16 protein-coding genes are annotated in these 18640 nt (G+C 64.1%); 11 read left to right on the top strand and 5 right to left on the bottom strand.

Annotated elements, in window-relative coordinates:
* Positions 1–30 precede the first annotated feature (30 nt).
* From RS897_RS21990 to chrA, 6 genes are all read left to right on the top strand, one after another.
* Positions 31–309, top strand: a complete 279-nt coding sequence (locus tag RS897_RS21990) for a metal-sensing transcriptional repressor (RefSeq protein ID WP_315830832.1) — start codon at positions 31–33, stop codon at positions 307–309.
* 67 nt (positions 310–376) lie between these two features.
* Positions 377–1597, top strand: a complete 1221-nt coding sequence (locus RS897_RS21985; RefSeq protein ID WP_315830831.1) for an efflux RND transporter periplasmic adaptor subunit — start codon at positions 377–379, stop codon at positions 1595–1597.
* Between the two features lie 3 nt (positions 1598–1600).
* Positions 1601–4849, top strand: a complete 3249-nt coding sequence (locus RS897_RS21980) for an efflux RND transporter permease subunit (RefSeq protein WP_315830830.1) — start codon at positions 1601–1603, stop codon at positions 4847–4849.
* A 17-nt stretch (positions 4850–4866) separates the two neighbouring features.
* Positions 4867–6204 (top strand): MFS transporter, encoded by a 1338-nt coding sequence (locus tag RS897_RS21975; protein WP_315830829.1) that lies wholly within the window; start codon positions 4867–4869, stop codon positions 6202–6204.
* A gap of 125 nt (positions 6205–6329) precedes the next feature.
* Positions 6330–7148, top strand: a complete 819-nt coding sequence (locus RS897_RS21970) for a chromate resistance protein ChrB domain-containing protein (RefSeq protein ID WP_315830828.1) — start codon at positions 6330–6332, stop codon at positions 7146–7148.
* Between the two features lie 20 nt (positions 7149–7168).
* The gene (chrA, locus tag RS897_RS21965; RefSeq protein ID WP_315838713.1) at positions 7169–8566 is read left to right on the top strand and encodes a chromate efflux transporter; all 1398 of its coding nucleotides are present in this window, start codon (positions 7169–7171) and stop codon (positions 8564–8566) included.
* 282 nt (positions 8567–8848) lie between these two features.
* Here chrA and RS897_RS21960 read toward each other — a convergent pair whose 3' ends face one another.
* Both RS897_RS21960 and RS897_RS21955 read right to left on the bottom strand, forming a co-directional pair.
* Entirely contained in the window at positions 8849–9154 is a 306-nt protein-coding gene (locus RS897_RS21960) for a hypothetical protein (protein ID WP_315830827.1), read from the bottom strand.
* Between the two features lie 104 nt (positions 9155–9258).
* Positions 9259–10035: a helix-turn-helix domain-containing protein gene (locus RS897_RS21955; RefSeq protein ID WP_315830826.1), complete on the bottom strand. Its 777-nt coding sequence runs from the start codon at positions 10033–10035 to the stop codon at positions 9259–9261.
* 105 nt (positions 10036–10140) lie between these two features.
* Between RS897_RS21955 and RS897_RS21950 the strand changes: the two genes are divergently transcribed.
* The 4 genes from RS897_RS21950 to RS897_RS21935 all read left to right on the top strand — a co-directional run bounded on the left by RS897_RS21950 (position 10141) and on the right by RS897_RS21935 (position 14255).
* Positions 10141–11220: a quinone oxidoreductase family protein gene (locus tag RS897_RS21950; protein WP_315830825.1), complete on the top strand. Its 1080-nt coding sequence runs from the start codon at positions 10141–10143 to the stop codon at positions 11218–11220.
* A gap of 201 nt (positions 11221–11421) precedes the next feature.
* A complete protein-coding gene (locus RS897_RS21945) occupies positions 11422–12399 on the top strand; it encodes a hypothetical protein (protein WP_315830824.1) in 978 nt (325 codons plus the stop codon).
* 192 nt (positions 12400–12591) lie between these two features.
* On the top strand, positions 12592–13353 hold the full coding sequence (locus RS897_RS21940) for a cytochrome b561 domain-containing protein (protein WP_315830823.1): 762 nt from the start codon (positions 12592–12594) through the stop codon (positions 13351–13353).
* Positions 13350–14255, top strand: a complete 906-nt coding sequence (locus tag RS897_RS21935; protein WP_315830822.1) for an SMP-30/gluconolactonase/LRE family protein — start codon at positions 13350–13352, stop codon at positions 14253–14255. Before RS897_RS21940 ends, RS897_RS21935 begins: the two co-directional genes overlap by 4 nt.
* Before the next feature lie 196 nt (positions 14256–14451).
* On the opposite strand, the gene RS897_RS21930 is transcribed toward RS897_RS21935, so the two are convergent.
* The 3 genes from RS897_RS21930 to RS897_RS21920 all read right to left on the bottom strand — a co-directional run bounded on the left by RS897_RS21930 (position 14452) and on the right by RS897_RS21920 (position 17463).
* Complete coding sequence (locus RS897_RS21930) at positions 14452–15138, bottom strand: hypothetical protein (protein ID WP_315830821.1); 687 nt, start codon at positions 15136–15138, stop codon at positions 14452–14454.
* A 238-nt stretch (positions 15139–15376) separates the two neighbouring features.
* Positions 15377–15673: a hypothetical protein gene (locus RS897_RS21925; protein ID WP_315830820.1), complete on the bottom strand. Its 297-nt coding sequence runs from the start codon at positions 15671–15673 to the stop codon at positions 15377–15379.
* A gap of 758 nt (positions 15674–16431) precedes the next feature.
* Positions 16432–17463 (bottom strand): LLM class flavin-dependent oxidoreductase, encoded by a 1032-nt coding sequence (locus RS897_RS21920; protein WP_315830819.1) that lies wholly within the window; start codon positions 17461–17463, stop codon positions 16432–16434.
* 640 nt (positions 17464–18103) lie between these two features.
* On the opposite strand from RS897_RS21920, the gene RS897_RS21915 reads away from it, so the two are divergent.
* On the top strand, positions 18104–18625 hold the full coding sequence (locus tag RS897_RS21915) for a TRAP transporter small permease subunit (RefSeq protein WP_407654560.1): 522 nt from the start codon (positions 18104–18106) through the stop codon (positions 18623–18625).
* The last annotated feature ends 15 nt before the right edge of the window (positions 18626–18640 follow it).

Genomic DNA, 18640 nt, shown 5'->3' with positions numbered 1-18640 from the left:
ATATCCCCTCCAGGGGGATAGGTTTATGCCATGGCTCATGATCACATCCACGAAACCCATCCCGACATCGTCAAACGGCTGCAGCGTGCTGACGGGCATCTTCGCCGCGTCATCGAGATGTTTGGCGAGGGGCGCTCGTGCCTCGATCTCGCGCAGCAATTGCATGCCGTCGAGAAGGCGATCTCCGAGGCCAAGCGGACCCTGATCCACGACCATGTCGATCATTGCCTGGACGCCGCCGCGAACGGGCCCGGCAAAGCCACCAAGGCCGTGCTCGCCGAATTCAAAGCGATCTCGAAATACCTGTGACAATGCACACCACCGCTTGCGCGCGTTTGCGTTCTGGAAAATGCGGCTCATTCAGAAGAGGTGCCTGATGGCACGCCGCCTGTTCCCCGTCCTGGTTGCCTTCGCAGCGGGCGCAGCCCTTGTCGCCCTGGCACCGGGACTGTCCACCACGTTGCAGCGCGCGGTCGGTTTTGGTGCGGATAAAAAAGCCGCACAGAGTGCGGCCAAGCCGGAAGCGGCAGAGACGAAAACATCCGTCATCCCGATGGATGACGAGCGGATCAAGCTGGCCCAGATCGAGCAGGCCGGTGTCGGTCCCGCAACCATTGCCAAGCGCCTGGTCGTGCCCGGCACCATCGTTCCCAGCGCCAACCGGATCGCGCATGTGTCGGTCAAGCTGTCCGGGACGGTCGCGGAGCTGCGCAAGAACATCGGCAACGATGTGGTCAAGGACGAGGTCATCGCCGTGCTCGAAAGTCGCGAAGTGGCCGACGCCAAGAGCGAATATCTCGCCGCCCGGCTGACGGACGAACTGCAGCGGGAATTGTTTGTGCGCGACAAGATGCTTTGGGATAGCCGGGTCTCGACGGAGCAGCAGTTTCTTCGCTCCCGCACCACGGCGGCGCAGACCGACATGCGCCTCAACATCGCGCGGCAGAAACTTCTCGCGTTGGGCCTTCAGGACAGCGAGATCGTTGCGCTGCCCAAGGCCCCCGAAGCGTCGTTGCGCCGCCAAGACGTCCGGGCGCCGATCTCGGGACGACTGGTCGAACGCAAGGTCGAGCTGGGAACGGCCGTCGGCCGCGACAGCCTCGAAACGGAGCTGTTTGTCGTTGTCGACCTGAGCCGGGTCTGGGTGGAGCTGTCGGTGGCGTCCGCCGATCTGCCATCGATCAAGGAAGGCCAGCCGGTCAGGATTTCGGCAAGAGGCCTTTCGGAGACGGTCACCGGCAAGATCATCTTCGTCAGCCCGCTGGTCGACAAGGATACACGAACGGCGCGGGTCGTCGCCGAAATTCCGAATACCGACGCGCGCTGGCGCCCAGGCTCGTTCGTCACCGCGGCGATCGCACTCAACGAACGCGATGCCGCCGTCGTCGCCCCGATATCGGCGATTCAGAAACTGGACGGCCGCCCCATCGTGTTCGTCCGCACCAAAGACGGCTTTGAAAAGCGCGATGTCGTGCTCGGCCAAAGGGAAGACGAGACCGTCGAAATCGTCTCCGGCTTGATGCCCGGCGACACCATCGCCGTCACCAATACGTTCTCGCTCAAGGCGGAGCTTGCGAAGCCGAAGGACGAGGATTGAGCGATGATCGAGAGCATCGTCGATTTCTCGGTGCGGCGCCGGTGGCTGATTCTGCTGATCGCGATAGCGGCCGCGGTGTCGGGCCTCTGGTCGCTGACAAGGCTTCCGATCGACGCCGTTCCTGACGTCACCAACGTCCAGGTGCAGGTCAACGCCGTCGCACCCGCCCTGACCCCGGTCGAGATCGAAAAACAAGTCACGGTGGCGCTGGAGACAGTGCTGGCCGGCACACCCGGCCTGGAATCGACACGCTCATTCTCGCGCAACGGCTTCGCCCAGATCACAGCCGTCTTCACCGACCGCACCAACATCTATTTCGCCCGTCAGCAGGTGTCTGAACGCATCAACGAAGCCAAGGCCAGCCTTCCACCCGGCGTCGAGGTGAAACTGGGGCCGATCTCGACCGGACTTGGCGAGATCTACTGGTGGGCCGTCGAATACGCCGAACCTGGCGAAATCGCACCTGCGCGCGACGGCCAGCCGGGATGGCAAACCGACGGCAGTTATCTCACCCCCGAGGGCGAGCGCCTGACCGACGACTTCCAGCGCACCGTGTATCTGCGCACCGTGCAGGACTGGATCGTGCGCCCGCAGATGAAGACGGTGCCGGGCGTTGCCGGCGCTGACGCCATCGGCGGTTTCGTCAAGCAGTTCCAGGTCCAGCCCGATCCGTTGCGGCTGATCAGTTTCGGGCTGTCGCTCAACCAAGTCATCGGCGCGATCGAGGCCAACAATGTCAGCCGCGGCGCCAACTACATCGAGCAGAACGGCGAAGGCTATGTGGTCCGGGCCAGTGGTCGCGTGGAAAGCAGCGAGGACATTTCGCAGATCGTGGTGGCGACGCGAGCCGGCGTGCCGGTTCGCGTCAAGGATGTGGCCGAGGTCACAATTGGCAGGGAGTTGCGCACCGGCAGCGCCAGCGTCAACGGCCGGGAGGTCGTGCTGGGAACGGCGCTGATGCTGATCGGCGGCAACAGCCGCACAGTCGCAGCGGCAGCCGATGCCAAAATCAAGGAGATCAGCCGGACGCTGCCGCCCGGCATCTACGCGCATACCGTGCTGAACCGCACCCAACTGGTCGATGCCACCATCGAGACGGTCGCCAAGAATCTGGCGGAAGGCGCCCTGCTCGTCATCGTCGTGCTGTTCGTGCTGCTGGGCAACCTGCGCGCCGCGCTGGTGACCGCTTGCGTCATCCCCGTCACCATGCTGGTGACGGCCTCGGGCATGCTGCAGGGCAGGATCAGCGCCAACCTTATGAGCCTGGGCGCCCTGGATTTCGGGCTGATTGTCGATGGTGCAGTGATCATCGCCGAAAACAGCCTTCGCCATCTGGCCGAACGCCAGCGCGAATATGGTCGCGCGCTGTCGCTGGAGGAACGGCTGCGCACCGTCACCGAGTCCGCCAGCGAGATGATCCGGCCGACGGTCTACGGCCAGCTCATCATCATCCTGGTCTACGTTCCCCTGCTGACCTTCACCGGCGTCGAAGGCAAGACCTTCGAACCCATGGCGCTGACGGTGATCATCGCGCTGGTGGTGGCCTTTGTCGTGTCGCTGACGTTCGTTCCCGCCATGATCGGCCTGACCGTGACCAGGCCGGTCAACGAGCAGGAGAACGCCATCATCCGCAAACTCAAGGCGGGTTATGAGCCGCTGCTGTCTCGCGTCATCGCCTCGCCGCTGCCCGTCATCGCCGGCGCGACGCTGCTGTTCGCCGCCGCGGCCTTGCTGCTCACCCGGCTGGGGCAGGAGTTCACGCCGACCCTCGACGAAAAGAATATCGTCATGGAGGTGAAGCGCGTCCCCAGCACATCGTTGTCGCAGGCGCAGGCGATGCAGCTTCTGATCGAAAATGCGATCAGCAAGTTTCCCCAGGTCGCATTCGTGTTCTCCCGCACCGGCACGCCGGACCTTGCGGCCGACCCGATGCCGCCAAGTTCGTCCGACACCTACATCATCGTCAAGCCGCAGAACGAGTGGCCCGACCCGAGTCAATCGAAGGAAGACCTGATCAAGCAGATCGAAGCGGAAGCCACCAAGCTGCCCGGCAACAAGGTGGGCTTCTCCCAGCCGATCGAGATGCGGTTCAACGAGTTGGTTGCTGGCGTGCGGGAGGACCTGGCGGTCAAGGTATTTGGCGACGATTTCGAGGAGATGCAGCGAACGGCCGGACGCATCGCCAACACCCTGCGGCGCATCGACGGCGCCGAGAGCGTCCGCGTCGAGGAAACCACCGGGCTGCCTTTCCTGGAGATCAAGATCGACAAGGCCGAGATCGCCCGGCGAGGCCTCAGCCTGCTGGCAATCCAGGACGTGATCGAAGCCGCCATCGGCGGCAAGGTTGCCGGCCTCGTGTTCGAAGGCGACCGCCGGTTCCAGATCATCGTCCGGCTGAACGACACGTTGCGCAACGACATCGCGGCGCTGGAAAACCTGCCGGTGCAATTGCCCCGACTCAGCGACAACGCGCCGGCGGCCTCTGTCCCGCTGCGAACCCTGGCCATGTTCGAACAGACCGAAGGCGCCAACCAGATCAGCCGCGAGAACGGCAAGCGGCGCGTCGTCACCACAGCCGAAATCCGCGGCCGGGACATCGGCTCGCTGGTGGCGGAGGCGCAGGCGGCGGTGAGCGAAAAGATCAAGCTGGCGCCGGGCACCTGGCTGTCCTGGGGCGGCCAGTTCGAGAACTTCTCGGTGGCCAGGCAGCGCCTGATGTTCGTGGTGCCGGGTTGTTTCCTCCTGATCTTCCTGCTGTTGCTCGGCGCGCTGGGGTCGGCGCGGGATGCGCTTCTGGTCTTCAGCGCGGTCCCGCTTGCGCTGACTGGCGGCATCGCCGCGCTCTGGCTGCGCGGCATGCCGTTTTCGATTTCGGCCGCGGTCGGCTTCATCGCCTTGTCCGGGGTCGCCGTCCTGAACGGGCTGGTGATGCTGAGCCAGATTCGAAAATTGATCTCCGAAGGCATCGACATCCATCCGGCCATCAGCCAGGGCGCCCTCACCCGGTTTCGCCCGGTCATCATGACGGCGCTCGTCGCCTCGCTGGGTTTCGTGCCGATGGCGCTTGCGACAGGAACCGGCGCCGAGGTGCAGAAGCCCCTGGCAACCGTGGTGATCGGCGGCCTCATCAGCGCAACCCTGCTCACGCTTCTGGTGCTGCCCGCGCTGTATTCCCATTTCGCAACGACACATCGACAGGGGAATTCTGATCGCCAGTCCGACGAATTCCTCTCCCGGCGTGCCGCGGAGTAACCGGTCGGAGGTCGCCAATGCTGTCCGTGCTCGCCAACCGAACGTATCGGCACCTGTTCGCCGCGCAGGTCATCGCGCTGATCGGCACGGGAATGATGACCGTCGCGCTCGGCCTGCTGGCCTTCAGGATCGCGGGCGCCAAGGCGGGAGCCGTGCTCGGCACCGCCCTGGCCATCAAGATGATCGCCTATGTCGGAGTGGCACCGGTGGTCAGCGGGTTCGCCAATTATCTGCCGCGCCGCGCTTTCCTGGTCTCGATGGACCTCACGCGCGCCGCCATCGCCGTCGCGTTGCCGTTCGTCAATCAGGTCTGGCAGGTGTATGTTCTGATTTTCGTGCTGCAGTCGGCATCGGCGGCCTTCACGCCGACGTTCCAGGCCACGATTCCGGACGTATTGCCCGACGAGGGCGACTACACCAGGGCCCTGTCACTCTCGCGACTGGCCTATGACATGGAAAGCCTGCTCAGCCCGACACTGGCAGCCGCCTTGCTGACCCTGATCAGCTTCAACTGGCTTTTCTTCGGCACGGTCATCGGGTTCTTCTGTTCCGCGGCCCTGGTTCTTTCCGTTACGATTCCCCAGCCTCCAGCCGCGGACCGCATGGGCGGCATCTACGAAAACACCACGCGCGGCCTGCGCATCTATCTCGCGACGCCGCGCTTGAGGGGGCTTCTGGCCCTCAACCTGTCGGTCGCGGCGGCGGGCGCGATGGTGATCGTCAACACCGTGGTCGTGGTGCGGGGCCTGCTCGGCGGGACCGACAGCAATGTTGCCATTGCGCTGGCCTGTTTCGGCGGCGGGTCCATGGCGGCAGCACTGCTGCTGCCGCGCATGCTCGAGCGGATTTCCGACCGTGCCGTCATACTGCCCGCAGCCGCGGCGCTCGGCGTCACACTGCTTTGCCTTGCATCCGTTATCGCCGTTCTGGGATGGGGACCTTCCGGCTCAAACCTTGTCTGGGGAGCGCTGCTGCTGACATGGGCGCTGCTCGGCATCTGCTATTCAGCGGTGATGACGCCGTCCGGCCGCTTGCTCCGCCGCTCCGCACAGCCCGCCGACCGGCCGGCCGTCTTTGCCGCGCAGTTCGCGCTGTCGCATGGATGCTGGCTTCTGACCTATCCGCTGGCGGGATGGCTCGCCATTGCCGCCGGAGTTCCGGCCACGCTCCTGGTTCTGGCGACCATCGCGTTTGCCGGTGCGGCGCTGGCCACCCGATTGTGGCCCAGAGAAAGTTCCGATGTCATCCAGCATCACCATCCCGAGCTGCCATCGGACCACCCACATATGCGCGGGCAACCAGCCGCTCACGCGCACTCGTTTGTGATCGATGACCTTCATCCCAAATGGCCTTGAGCGCCCCTGAAGGCGGCTTGACAGACCACCGCCATTCGCCTTAGCTCTCGCATATGGGGGCCTGCGATCCCCCCACGAGGCGACATGCCCAAGTATCGCGTCCCGTTTCCCACGAGGGCGCCCGCATGTCATCCTATACCTCTATCTCATCTGAAAAATTGTCACGGCTCATCGGCACGGCGAATACGCCTGTGCTTGTCGATGTGCGCACCAGCGAGGATTTTGCCGCGGACCCGCGGCTGATCCCCGGTGCCGCCAGGGCTTCGCACGAGACCGTGGCCCAGTGGTCGGCGACCATGGCCGGCCGTTCGGTGATCGTGATCTGCCAAAGAGGCGCGAAGCTCGCCGAAGGCACCGCGGCATGGCTCCGCCACACGGGCGTTGCGGCCGAAACTCTGGAGGGCGGCTTCGAAGGCTGGAAAGCCGCAAAGCTGCCGCTCGTCCCTACAGCCAAACTGCCCGAGCGGGATTCTTCCGGTCGCACCGTCTGGGTCACCCGCTCGCGACCGAAAATCGATCGCATCGCCTGCCCCTGGCTGATCCGGCGTTTTGTCGATCCCGACGCGGTGTTCCTGTTCGTGGCGCCTTCGGAGGTCTCCGCCGTCGGCGAGCGTTTCAATGCCGTACCGTTCGACATCGAGAACACATTCTGGAGCCATCGCGGCGAACTCTGCACCTTCGATATCCTGATCGAAGAACTCGGCCTGGCCACGCCGCCCCTGCTTCGGCTGGCGACCATGGTCCGCGCCGCCGATACCGGACGCCTCAACTTGTCGCCGGAAGCGCCGGGCCTGCTGGCGGCCTCCCTCGGCCTGTCACGCATGTACGACGACGATCTCAGGCAGCTCGACGCCGGAATCGCGCTCTATGACGCGTTCTATCGCTGGTGCAGGGACGCCACCGGCGAAACCCACAACTGGCCGACCTCCAAGGCCAAATCGTGAGCGAAGCCATGAACGAAGCCATGAGCGACGTCGTCGTCAACCGAGCAGCGGTCAAAGGAGATGCCGGACACGGCATCTCCTTCCGGGAGGCGTTTCTGGTCTGGACGCGCATCGCGCTGCTGAGTTTCGGCGGCCCGGCCGGACAGATCGCCGTGATGCATCGCATCCTGGTCGAGGACAAGAACTGGATTTCCGAGAGTCGATTCCTGCATGCGCTCAATTACTGCATGCTGCTGCCCGGACCCGAGGCGCAACAGCTCGCCACCTATGTCGGGTGGCTTCTGCATCGCACCGCCGGCGGCATCATGGCGGGCGGGCTGTTCATCGTGCCGGGCATCATCGCGATCATGGGGCTGAGTTACATCTACGCCGCGTTCGGCAATGTCGGCTTTGTGGCGGCGCTGTTTTTTGGGCTGAAGGCCGCCGTCCTTGCCATCGTGATTCAAGCCGTCGTCCGCGTCGGCAAGCGCGCCCTGCGCAATCCGGTCATGATCGGCCTTGCCGCAGTGGCATTCGTCGCGATCTTCTTTTTCAATATCCCGTTTCCGATCATCATCATCACCGCCGGCATGATCGGATTCGCGGGCGCTCGGCTCGGTCGGCCGGAGTTCGCAGCGGTCGTGCATGCCGCAGGCAACAGGACGGAAGCCGCCGTCGACAGCATGCTCGGCGACCAGTTGCCAGAGCACGCGCGCCCGACCGTCGCGCGCGCATTGAAGGTCAGCGTGATCTGGCTGCTGCTGTGGCTCACCCCGGTGGCCATCCTGCTCGCGATGTTCGGCCAGGCCAATGTGTTCAGCCAGATCGCGATATTCTTCAGCAAAATGGCGATGGTGACATTCGGCGGCGCCTACGCGGTGCTGGCTTATGTCGCGCAACAGGCCGTCGAGCATTATCATTGGGTGCAGCCGCGCGAAATGCTCGACGGCCTCGGCATGGCGGAGACGACGCCGGGACCGCTGATCATGGTGCTGCAGTTCGTGGGATTCATGGCCGCCTACCGCGATCCGGGCACGCTGTCGCCGATGATGGCGGGCACGCTCGGTGGCCTGCTGGCAACCTGGGTGACATTCATCCCGTGCTTCCTCTGGATCTTTCTCGGCGCGCCTTTCATCGAGGTGATGCGCGGCAACAAGGCGCTGGCCGGAGCTCTGTCCGCGATCACCGCTGCCGTGGTCGGCGTCATCCTCAATCTGTCGATCTGGTTTGCACTTCACACGCTGTTTCGCCAAACCTTTCCGGTGCGATCGTTCGGGCTCTCGCTCGATGCGCCCATCCCAGCAAGCATCGACCTTGTCGCGCTTGCTTTGGCGGTGGCGGCCGCCACCGCGGTATTCCGCTTCAATGTGGGGATGCTCACGGTCCTCGCAGCGTCATGCTGCGCCGGCCTGCTGCTGCGTGCGGCCGGCGCCATCTGAAACACCAACAGGCATCGGGGCGAACGACAACGAAATAACCACGAAGACAATCCAGATAATTCTCGCCACCATCGCGACGATCATCCTTGCCGGCCCGTCGGCAACCTCCGCGCAACAGGTGCGTTCGGGCCTCATTGCAAAAGTCGACGAGCCCGCAGGAGATTGATGGACGGGGAATCTCCCGGATCACCCACGACCCCGGATCGATCAGGCCGTCCTGCAGCGCGGTGTTGGGAATGACCCATTCGCGGAGATTTCCCCCCGTCAGGCGCGACGCATCTTTCAGATCCTCTCGCGCGACACGCGCGCCGGCCTTTCCCTTCGCCAGGGCTTCGGCATTCGCGCGGGGCATGCGCCCAGTCGTTGCAATACAAATTTGCCATCGTCGAGACTGAGCAGGTTCACCGTATGCTCGAAGGCATGCGCTCCGCCGATCAGCGGATTCAAGACATTCGTCTCGGACGCGGACAGCACCTGAGGTGGATTGGGCGAACATTGATTGACGGCAGCGCCGATGGTGGCGATCTGGACCTTGGCATCCTGATAGGTCGTCAGGGCGGCAGACGCAGCGGCCGAGCCCGAGCCCAAACAGCGTGATGCACTGCCGACGGCCTGGCGCCAACGCCGGGGATCGGCCCGCGACGCGCTCCGGCGGAAGCCGCCGAATTTTCGGCTCGTCCGGCTCATCCCCGCTAACTCACAGGCGCGTAGATCGCGAGTTTCAAGGCGGGGTCGTCATTGGACTGGAAGCTCGCATAGACGTAGCGCAACAGGCCCTTCGTCGGATGCCGCAGCACCTTTTCGCCGGACGGGGCGCCGCGGATGTCGTGCGAGTCCCACCATCCGGCAAAATCCGGACAGCCGGCGCGCAGCCGCGCCAGCAGATCGAGAAAGGCCGGATCGCCGGCCCACAAATCGTGGGTGGCGCGAAACTGCGCCACCATGCGTTTGGCCTGCTCGGCCCACGCCGGCCCCAGCAGGCGGCGGGTGGCGGGATTGAGCAGCATGTTGAGAAGCGAATTGCGATCCTGTTCGGGCAGTTTGCTGAACGCAAAGATGTCATCGGCAGCCGTATTCCATGCCAGGATATCCAGCCGCCGGCCGGTGATGTAGGCTGGCTGGTTGAGGCTTTCGATCAGGCAACGCAAATTATCGGGGACGGTTTCGCGCACGAAGGCACGACGATCGGCGCTGAGTGTCAGTTCGCGCAGATGCTTGTGTTCGATCTTGCTGAGGCGCAGCGCGCGCGCCAATGCGTCGATGGTCGTGACCGACGGGCTGACGCTGCGGCCCTGCTCGAGCCGGATGTACCAGTCGACCCCGATGCCGGCGAGCTCGGCCACTTCCTCGCGGCGCAGGCCGGGCGTGCGCCGGCGCCGCCCGTCGGCAAGGCCCACTGCCTTGGGCGTCAATTTTTGCCGGCGCGAGCGCAGGAAATTGCCGAGCTCACTGCGCCGCGGATCCATCATGGCGTTCGATCCCGTTCAAGGTGGGTGGCTTTATCCCAGGATAATACCAGTCCTGATTAATCCTGGCCAGCCACGGCATGATGGTCTCCTCAAGGGAGAAGATCAATGAAGGCTGCACTGTTGAAGGCATTCGGAACGCCACTGTCGATCGAGCAGGTCGACGATCCCGTCCTCGGCACCGGCGAAGTGATCGTCGATGTGGTTGCCACCCGCGTGCTGTCCTATGCCGACGAAGTGTTCAGCGGCGCGCGCAACTACCTGCTGAACCTGCCCGCCATTCCCGGCCCCGGCGCGATCGGCCGGGTGCGCGCGTTCGGGCCGGACGCCACGCATCTCAAGCAAGGCGACTGGGTCTATTGCGATCCGACGTTCCGCTCGCGCGACGATGCGCGCTCGCCCGATATCACGCTGCAGGGCTGGAGCGCGGGCGGCGACGGCGGGCTGCGGCTGCAGAAGCACTTCCATCACGGCTCGTGGGCCGAACGGACACGCGTGCCGACCGAGAACGCGATCCGGATCGGCGAACTGAGCGAGGCCGACGCCACCCAGTGGTGCGCGCTCGGCACCCTGCTGGTGCCCTATGGCGGATGGCTGGCCGCGGATCTGAAGGCGGGAGAGACGGTGCTGGTCAGCGGCGCCACCGGAAATTTCGGCAGCGCCGCGGTGGCCGTGGCGCTGGCGATGGGCGCCGGCTGCGTGATCGCGACCGGCCGCAACGAGACGGTGCTGGCCGATCTCGTTCGCCGTTTCGGCCCGCGGGTGCGGACGCAAACACTCAGCGGCGAAGAAGACATCGACCGCGAACGCATGAAGCAGGCGGCGCCGGGACCGATCGATTGCGTGTTCGATATCCTGCCGCCCGGCGTCAGCCCGAACGTGGTGCGGGCGGCGATCATGGCGGTGCGGCCCTATGGGCGGGTGGTGCTGATGGGCGGCGTCGGGATGTCCGGCGGACCGGGCCTCGAGCTGGCCTATCCCTGGATCATGCGAAACTGCATCACCATCCGCGGCGTCTTCATGTATCCGCCCGACGCCGCGATCCGTCTGGCGGGGCTGGTCCGCGCCGGGCTGCTGTCGCTGGACCAGTTCGAGACCACCATCTTCGACCTCGATCGCGCAAACGAGGCGGTCACCCATGCCGCAAGCCATGGCGGACCGTTCAAGATGACGGTGCTGCGGCCCTGACGGCACGGGCGCCGCCATGCCGCGCCCGTGAGCGGTATCTGTACTTCGATTCATCCGGCGTTCTGACCTGCCCAAAAACATCGGTGCATCCCGCCGCCATCGCGGCTCGGGTCGCCACGCACAGATTTTTGTCGTGACTGCCTCGCGATTTGTGACAGAATTGATACGGAAACATATCAGTTTGGTTACACGGAGCGATCCATGAGTCTGGAATGGCGGGCGCAGTCGAGCTCGCGAGCAAGCTCCCAGGCAAGCTCTCTTGCCTGGTCCAATCCCCTGGCCTGGTGGTGGAGCCTGCTGACACTGGTCAGCGGCATCAACATCGCGGTCTGGGTCCTGCTGTACCGCCGGTTCTCCGAACCGGCGACGGGCAGCCTCACCGGCACCCCCGGCATCGAACTCATGCTGCTGCTCTGCGCGGCTTATGTGTTCGGTTGCGCCTTCCGCTCGTTCCTGCCGCGCGCGGACGTGCAGCGGATCTGCCTGTTCGACACCTGGCTGTCGAGCGTGGTGGTCGGCCGTTCCGTCGCGACCGTGGCCGAGGTCTGCTTTGCGGCGCAGTGGGCGATGATCCTGCATCGGCTCGGCACCATCACGGGGGCGGACACCACCGTGAACGCCGCGTGGATGATCGTGCCGCTGATCCTGATCGCGGAATGTTTTTCATGGCATGCGGTACTGACCACCAAATACATCGGCAACGCCATCGAGAATTCGATCTGGGCCGTGACCTTCTTTATCGCCGGGATCGGCCTTTGCCGGCTGCTGCCGGAGTTCGATGGCGCCGTGCGCGCAGCCCTCATCGTCACCATCGTCGGGATCGCCGGTTATCTGGCGTTTCTGATGACCGTCGACGTCCCGATGTATCTGAGCCGCTGGCGCGCCGACGTCACCGACGGCAGCACGCCGCTCACGCCGCTCGAAGGCCTGCGCGACGTCAGCACCCGCTGGGTGGTGGCGCACGACCTCGCCGCATGGAAGGGCGAGATTGCCTGGATGTCGCTGTATTTCAGCCTGGCGGTGTGGTCCAGCCTCGCGCTGTGCGTGGCCTATGCGATGGAGGATCACCTGCCGCGTTATCGGACCACGGCGACGGTGATCAGCTGGTCGATGGAGGCGCCGGCAGTCGGCACTTTTCACACCGCCCGCGTTCAACACGCCAACCCTGCTGCGCCATAGTGCTGTCTCCTCAGGATGAGGATTGAGTTTGTCTATGACGCAGCGGGATTGGTGCAGGCATCCACCGACGCATTTTTAGATCGACAGGTTCAATATCCCGATCATAAACCGGTTGCGCAGCGCCCCTCGCGCCGTATACGATGTTATCGATAACATAAGATCACATCCGGGACGAAGCGGGAGCGGCAAGCCGTGGACCAGCGCGCCGCTTGGCACAGGCGACGGATCATAGCGCTGGTCGCCGTGGGCGGCGCCCTGCTCGCAGCCGGCCTCGGCTTCGCGGCGGCCGGGGCATTCTCGCCGGCTCATGCTGTTCATGCCGGGCTGATGATCTATGCCTGGGGTATCCTGCTGCCGGTCGGCAGCATCGTTGCGCGCTACTTCAAGGTGACGCGCGACCAGGATTTTCCGCGCGAGACCGACAATCGTTTCTGGTGGAATTCGCATCGCCTGTTCCAGATCGCCGGCATGGGGCTGGCCACGCTCGGTGCGCTGGTGGTGCATGTGACAGGCACCAGCGGTTTTGCCAATTGGCACAGCCGGATCGGCGCAAGCGTGCTGCTGCTGGGATGGCTGCAGATCGCGGCTGCGCTGCTGCGCGGGACCATGGGCGGCCCGACCGATACCACGCTGCGCGGCGACCATTATGACATGACCCGCCGCCGGCTGCTGTTCGAGGCGCTGCACAAGACGATCGGCTGGATCACGCTCGGCCTCGCCTGCGCGGCGCTGGTGTCGGGTGCGGTGTTTACCGACGCGCCCGATCTCGTTCTGGTCGCGCTAGGTGTCCTGATCGGCGCGCACCTCTTGGCGATTTTTCGCTTGGCCCATGCGGGGCGATGGGTCGACACTTATCGTGCGATCTGGGGCCACGCCGCGCCCGCGGCGCACGAACCCTCACCGAATGCCGGCGCCGCTCTCCCGGCGCCGGATCCCTCAAGGAGACCGTCATGAAGCCATTCGTTGTCCATGATGCGCGGTTTGCCGCGCGCCTGATCGGCCACGTCAATCTGGAGAAGCTGGCGACCGGCTGCCGCTGGGCGGAAGGCCCGGCCTATTTCGCGGCCGGGCGTTATCTGGTCTGGTCCGACATTCCCAACGACCGCATCATGCGCCTGGACGAGACCGACGGATCGGTGTCGGTGTTCCGCCAGCCGAGCCAGAACTCCAACGGCAACACCACCGACCGGCAGGGACGCCTGATCAGCTGCGAACACCTGACGCGACGCGTAACCCGCACCGAACATGACGGTTCCATCACCGTGCTGGCGGACGCCTTCGAGGGCAAGCGCTTCAATTCGCCGAACGATGTCGTGGTCAAGTCGGACGATTCCGTGTGGTTCAGCGATCCGACCTACGGCATCGACAGCGATTATGAGGGCCTGATGGCGACGTCGGAGATCGGCCGCTCCAATGTCTACAGGCTCGATCCCGCCACCGGCGCACTCGCGGCCGTCATCACCGACCGGGTGCAGCCGAACGGCCTGGCGTTCTCGCCGGATGAGCGCATCCTCTACGTGGCCGACACCGGACGCTCTCACATCAGGGATCTGCCGGTGACCATCACCGCCTACCAGGTGAACCCCGACGGCCGCTCGCTCGGTGCGTCATCGACCTTCGCCACCTGTACCGACGGTTTCTTCGACGGCTTCCGCTGCGACATCCACGGCAACATCTGGACCTCGGCCGGCGAAAACGTGTTCTGCTTTGCCGCGGACGGCACCCACATCGGCACCATTCCGATCGGCGAAATCGTCGCCAATGTCTGCTTCGGCGGCCCGCGGCGCAACCGGCTCTACATCTGCGGGCAAACGTCGCTGTATTCCATTTATCTCAATACGCGCGCGGCGGTGTGAGCAGACCCCAAAAACGCATGGCGCTGCCCGGCGGAGTATCTTCGCCCGACAGCGCCACGGAATGAGCTGAGCATCGCAATCCCCCAGCGATAAATGGGTCTGGCGGTCCGGCGAAAAGGTTCAAACAATTTTGCGATTGTCGCATCACTTCGGCAAGTTTCAAAATGGAAACCCGCGCCGATGCCTCGCCTCGCCCCTACTGCAGGTCGGTGGCGCGCAACTCGCGGCGGCCGTCGGCGACCTCCGCCGGCACCATCGCGAAGGTGACAGTCTGCACCGACGAGCGCGTCATCACCCGCTGCCCATCGCCGCTGACCGAGGCGCCGGTGCCGCTGTTGCAGAAAATCGGAATGCTGCAGGAGACGCTGGCGTCACCCTTGGGGCCGATGCTGAAGGATACGCTGAAGCTTTTGGCCTGGATCACCTTGCCGGCGACGAACACCGCGCGGCCCTGCTTCAGGTGGCCGGCGATGATGGTCTTGCAGCCGGCGCCGATGTTCGCCAGCACGGTCTGCGCCACGTCGTCATCGGCGGAGACCACATGCAGCGGCGTCGCCGAGAACGCGGCCTCGTCCTTGAATTCCAGATTGGCGCCGAGGCTGACATATTTCAGGTCGAGGCCGGCGACCTTGGCGGCGAAATCCTTGTGCACCACGTCGGTGAGGCCGGCAGCCTCGCTCTCCCGGGAGAACAGCGTGTTCAGCGCCTGGGTTTCGCGGAAATCGCGGGTGCAGATCTGGGTGATCTCCATCGGGCTGACGACGCGGGCCGCCGGTGCCAGCGAGCGGTAAATCCCCGGCGCGACAAAGGACGAATCCTGCGGCGAGACATACACCGCGCCGGGATAGGCGGAGCTCCATCCGCCGAGCTGTGTCGCCGGCACGGACTGCGCAAAAGCGCTCGCATGCAGACCAAGAAAAATACAACCTGTCGTCAAAATACGAAAAAACATCCCCAGCCCCTGAAAAATTCCCCGCCCGCACTGTCGTCGGCGACGAACGGAAGTCAAGCCGCTGGAAATGGCGGACGCCCGATATCAGGGGGTTCAGTTGCCGATCTCCTTCTGGTGAGGAGGCGCAGTTGCGCCGTCCCCACGCATGAGGACGCCGCACTCGGCAGGCCTAGCGCTCCCGGCGTGGCGCCTTCGACTTCTTCTTCGGCTCTTCCGCCTGGGGCGGGAAGAAGACGTCGTGGCAGGGCGGGCTCAGTTGCGGTTCGTTGTCCCGCAGGCACGCGGTGATGCGGTCCGCGTCGGGGATGTAGTTGCCGCAGAGACGAAACACGTCGGGCTTGCAGGCCTCCTGCTGTTCGAACGTTCCCTGGTTCTGAGCGAACGCCGCTCCCGAAGCGCCCAGGACAAACGCAACCGACAGACCGGCGAGGATATTGGACAGCCCTCGATCCAGCCTTCGACCCAAGTCTGGACCCAGGTCAAACCCGCGACAACCCATTGTGTGATTTCCCCATTCCGAAAACGCCTGATTAGGATCGTATTGCGGCGACCGTGAGGAGCCAACCGCGCCACCATTGCTTTTGGAATGGATCAAAGGGTGTGAAAAGTGTTTTTCCAGCAGGAGATCAATCAAAAACCCAAGGACAGTCTGCGGGTTTCTGTTGCCTGTGGCCGCAAGGCCTCAACGCGTTGAGGCTGCGTTCCGAATGGGGACAACCATGACGGCGCGCGGCACGCCGTCATGGTGATCCCTTCAGTCCCGTCCCGCCTCCATCAGCGCCTTCGCAAGGCGCTCCGGATCGGTGAAACACAGGTCATGGCTGCCCGACACCTTTCGCGCGGCGTTTCCGGATGCGGTTCGAGTGTTCGCCGAGCGAGTGGCGCGGGCGGAGATGACGGATCGCGCGTCGCTAGAGCGTTTTCGAGCGAAGTGGATACCGGTTCGCGTGAAGAAAACGCGTCAAAACAAAAAGCTAGAGCCTCTGTTGTGATTCAACCAGAACGGAAAAGGCTCTAGCCGCCAAGAGTGAGGCATCTCGCCCCTCTCGGTGTCATCGTCCGGTCAAGCCCGGACGATGACACCGAAATGTTGAAACGCCTCGGCACACAGAAGAAGAATTTCAGCAAGCCGCAGCCCGAATGAGCACGCAGCGCGATATCCGGGAGCGACGGTATCTGCGGTCCCGGGTGTCGCTATCGCTCACCCGGGTTACAATCTAAGCCCTACCCCAGCAACTCCCGCACCAGCGGCACCACCCTGGTGCCGTAGAGTTCGATGCTGCGCATCAGCTTGGCGTGCGGCAGCGGCCCCGCGCTGTATTTGAGCTGGAAGCGCGCGGCGCCGAGCGCCTTCACGGTCGCCGCGATCTTGCGCGCCACGGTCTCCGGCGAGCCGACATAGAGCGAGCCGTGGTCGGCCTCCTGGACGAACTCGTCGCGCCCCATCGGCGGCCAGCCGCGTTCCTCGCCGATGCGATCGCGCATGCTCTTGTAGTCGGGCCACAGTTCCTCGCGCGCCTGCGCATCGGTGTCGGCGACATAACCCGGCGAGTGCACGCCGATCGGCTTCACCGGCCGCTTGAACTCCGTAAACGCGCGCTTGTAGAGATCGACATAAGGCGCAAAACGCTTGGGATCGCCGCCGATGATGGCGAGCATCAGCGGCAGATCGTAATGCGCGGCGCGCACCACCGATTCCGGGCTGCCGCCGACACCGATCCAGGTTTTCAAGGTGCCGTTTTCGATCGGCGGAAACACAAGCTGGTTCTTCAGCGGCGGGCGCAGCTTGCCTTCCCAGGTCACCGGCTCCTGGCTCAGCAGTGCGACAAACAGATCGAGCTTCTCCTCGAACAGCGCCTCGTACTGGCGCAGGTCGAAGCCGAACAGCGGAAAGGATTCGGTGAACGAGCCGCGGCCGAGGATCACCTCGGCGCGTCCGTTCGAGGCCGCGTCCACGGTGGAAAACCGCTGGAACACGCGGATCGGATCGTCGGAGCTCAGCACCGTCACCGCGGAGCCCAGCTTGATGGTCCTGGTGCGTGCCGCGATCGCCGCCAGCACCGTCTCCGGCGACGAAATCGCGAAATCGGCGCGGTGGTGCTCACCAAGCCCGATGAAGTCGATGCCCAATTCGTCGGCCAGCACGCCTTCCGCGATCACGTTGCGGATCACCTGGGCGTGCGGCAGCAGTTGCCCGCCGGCATCGCGGGTGACATCGCCGAAGGTATCGAGGCCGAATTCCAGTTGCTGTGACATCCTCTAGATTCCCATTGTGACTGCGCCCGCGCCGACCTCATCGACATCGCCAGTCGCGCCGCGCAGGAGAGCGCGACGGCGCTGCGAGATCGATAAGGAGAGGGAGAACGCCTTGATTGGTCAGTACTTAATCGCGGATACCGGTGCGGCAAGGGAGAGGTTTTCGAAACCCATGGTTTCCGGATCCGGTTTCCATATCACGCGCCCGTTCGGCAGCGACGGACAAGATCCATTGAGGAGGACCGCCCGCCCGTCGGACGATCCTCTTCGCTCTCGTCCCGCTTGCGTTGCCGTTTGACAGCTTCGGCAAATTTCATCAGTATACCATCATAATTGTCGGAACCGGTTCACCGCCCATGCTCGTCTTGCGCGAGGTTGCAACGCGATGCGATCTGCCCACTTTCGCGCCTGCCCTGGATGATACTTTGGTTGGGGTCACGAGCCCGCCAGAGTGGCCACGAGGTGTTGTTTTTATGACCAATTTATGCGATGTGCGGACACGATTATGGATCGTTTATGCGACTTTAGGCTGCCTTTCACGGCTGCCGTCTGGCGCTTTCGACCAGTGAACAACAAGAACCGTAAAAACCCGGCACAATCGCTCACACCAGGGACGGATTAAGTGCAATTTCTGCTCAAACTGACCAGCGTCATCGACCGTATCGGCGATGTCGCCGGCTTCATCGCCAAATGGCTGGTGCTTCTGGCCTGCCTGGTCAGCGCCGGCAATGCCAGCATTCGTTATCTGTTCAGCTACTCGTCCAACAGCTGGCTGGAAATCCAGTGGTACATGTTCGGCGGCATCGTGCTGCTGGGCGCGGCGCAGACGCTGCGTCTCAATGAGCATGTCCGGGTCGACCTGCTGTATTCCTCGGTCTCCGACCGCACCCGGCTATGGATCGACATTGTCGGCTTCTCCATCTTCCTGCTGCCCGTCACCACCTATCTGGTCGAGCTGACCTGGCCGTTCTTCCTGCAGTCGTTCCGGCTGCAGGAGAGCTCGTCGAACGCCGGCGGTTTGATCCTGTGGCCGGCCAAGGCGATCCTGCCGCTCGGCTTCGCGCTGCTGTGGCTGCAGGGATTGGCCGAACTGATCAAACGCGTCGCGGCCCTGATCGGGGTCGTCAAGATCGACACGCACTACGAAGCGCCACTGCAGTAAGGCGCCGCTTTCCTC

The organism is Bradyrhizobium prioriisuperbiae, assembly GCF_032397745.1.
In the GTDB taxonomy this organism is placed as follows: Bacteria; Pseudomonadota; Alphaproteobacteria; order Rhizobiales; family Xanthobacteraceae; genus Bradyrhizobium_A; species Bradyrhizobium_A prioriisuperbiae.
Note: the sequence above shows the minus strand (reverse complement) of the source record. Positions and strands in the feature narration are given on the sequence as shown.

What these genes read in the sequence shown, in the direction of transcription:
- RS897_RS21985 (WP_315830831.1), top strand. Translation starts at nt 377, where the DNA reads ATGGCACGCCGCCTGTTCCCCGTCCTGGTTGCCTTCGCAGCGGGCGCA.
- chrA (WP_315838713.1), top strand. Translation starts at nt 7,169, where the DNA reads ATGAGCGACGTCGTCGTCAACCGAGCAGCGGTCAAAGGAGATGCCGGA.
- RS897_RS21955 (WP_315830826.1), bottom strand. Translation starts at nt 10,035, where the DNA reads ATGATGGATCCGCGGCGCAGTGAGCTCGGCAATTTCCTGCGCTCGCGC.
- RS897_RS21970 (WP_315830828.1), top strand. Translation starts at nt 6,330, where the DNA reads ATGTCATCCTATACCTCTATCTCATCTGAAAAATTGTCACGGCTCATC.
- RS897_RS21935 (WP_315830822.1), top strand. Translation starts at nt 13,350, where the DNA reads ATGAAGCCATTCGTTGTCCATGATGCGCGGTTTGCCGCGCGCCTGATC.
- RS897_RS21990 (WP_315830832.1), top strand. Translation starts at nt 31, where the DNA reads ATGGCTCATGATCACATCCACGAAACCCATCCCGACATCGTCAAACGG.
- RS897_RS21980 (WP_315830830.1), top strand. Translation starts at nt 1,601, where the DNA reads ATGATCGAGAGCATCGTCGATTTCTCGGTGCGGCGCCGGTGGCTGATT.
- RS897_RS21945 (WP_315830824.1), top strand. Translation starts at nt 11,422, where the DNA reads ATGAGTCTGGAATGGCGGGCGCAGTCGAGCTCGCGAGCAAGCTCCCAG.
- RS897_RS21975 (WP_315830829.1), top strand. Translation starts at nt 4,867, where the DNA reads ATGCTGTCCGTGCTCGCCAACCGAACGTATCGGCACCTGTTCGCCGCG.
- RS897_RS21950 (WP_315830825.1), top strand. Translation starts at nt 10,141, where the DNA reads ATGAAGGCTGCACTGTTGAAGGCATTCGGAACGCCACTGTCGATCGAG.
- RS897_RS21920 (WP_315830819.1), bottom strand. Translation starts at nt 17,463, where the DNA reads ATGTCACAGCAACTGGAATTCGGCCTCGATACCTTCGGCGATGTCACC.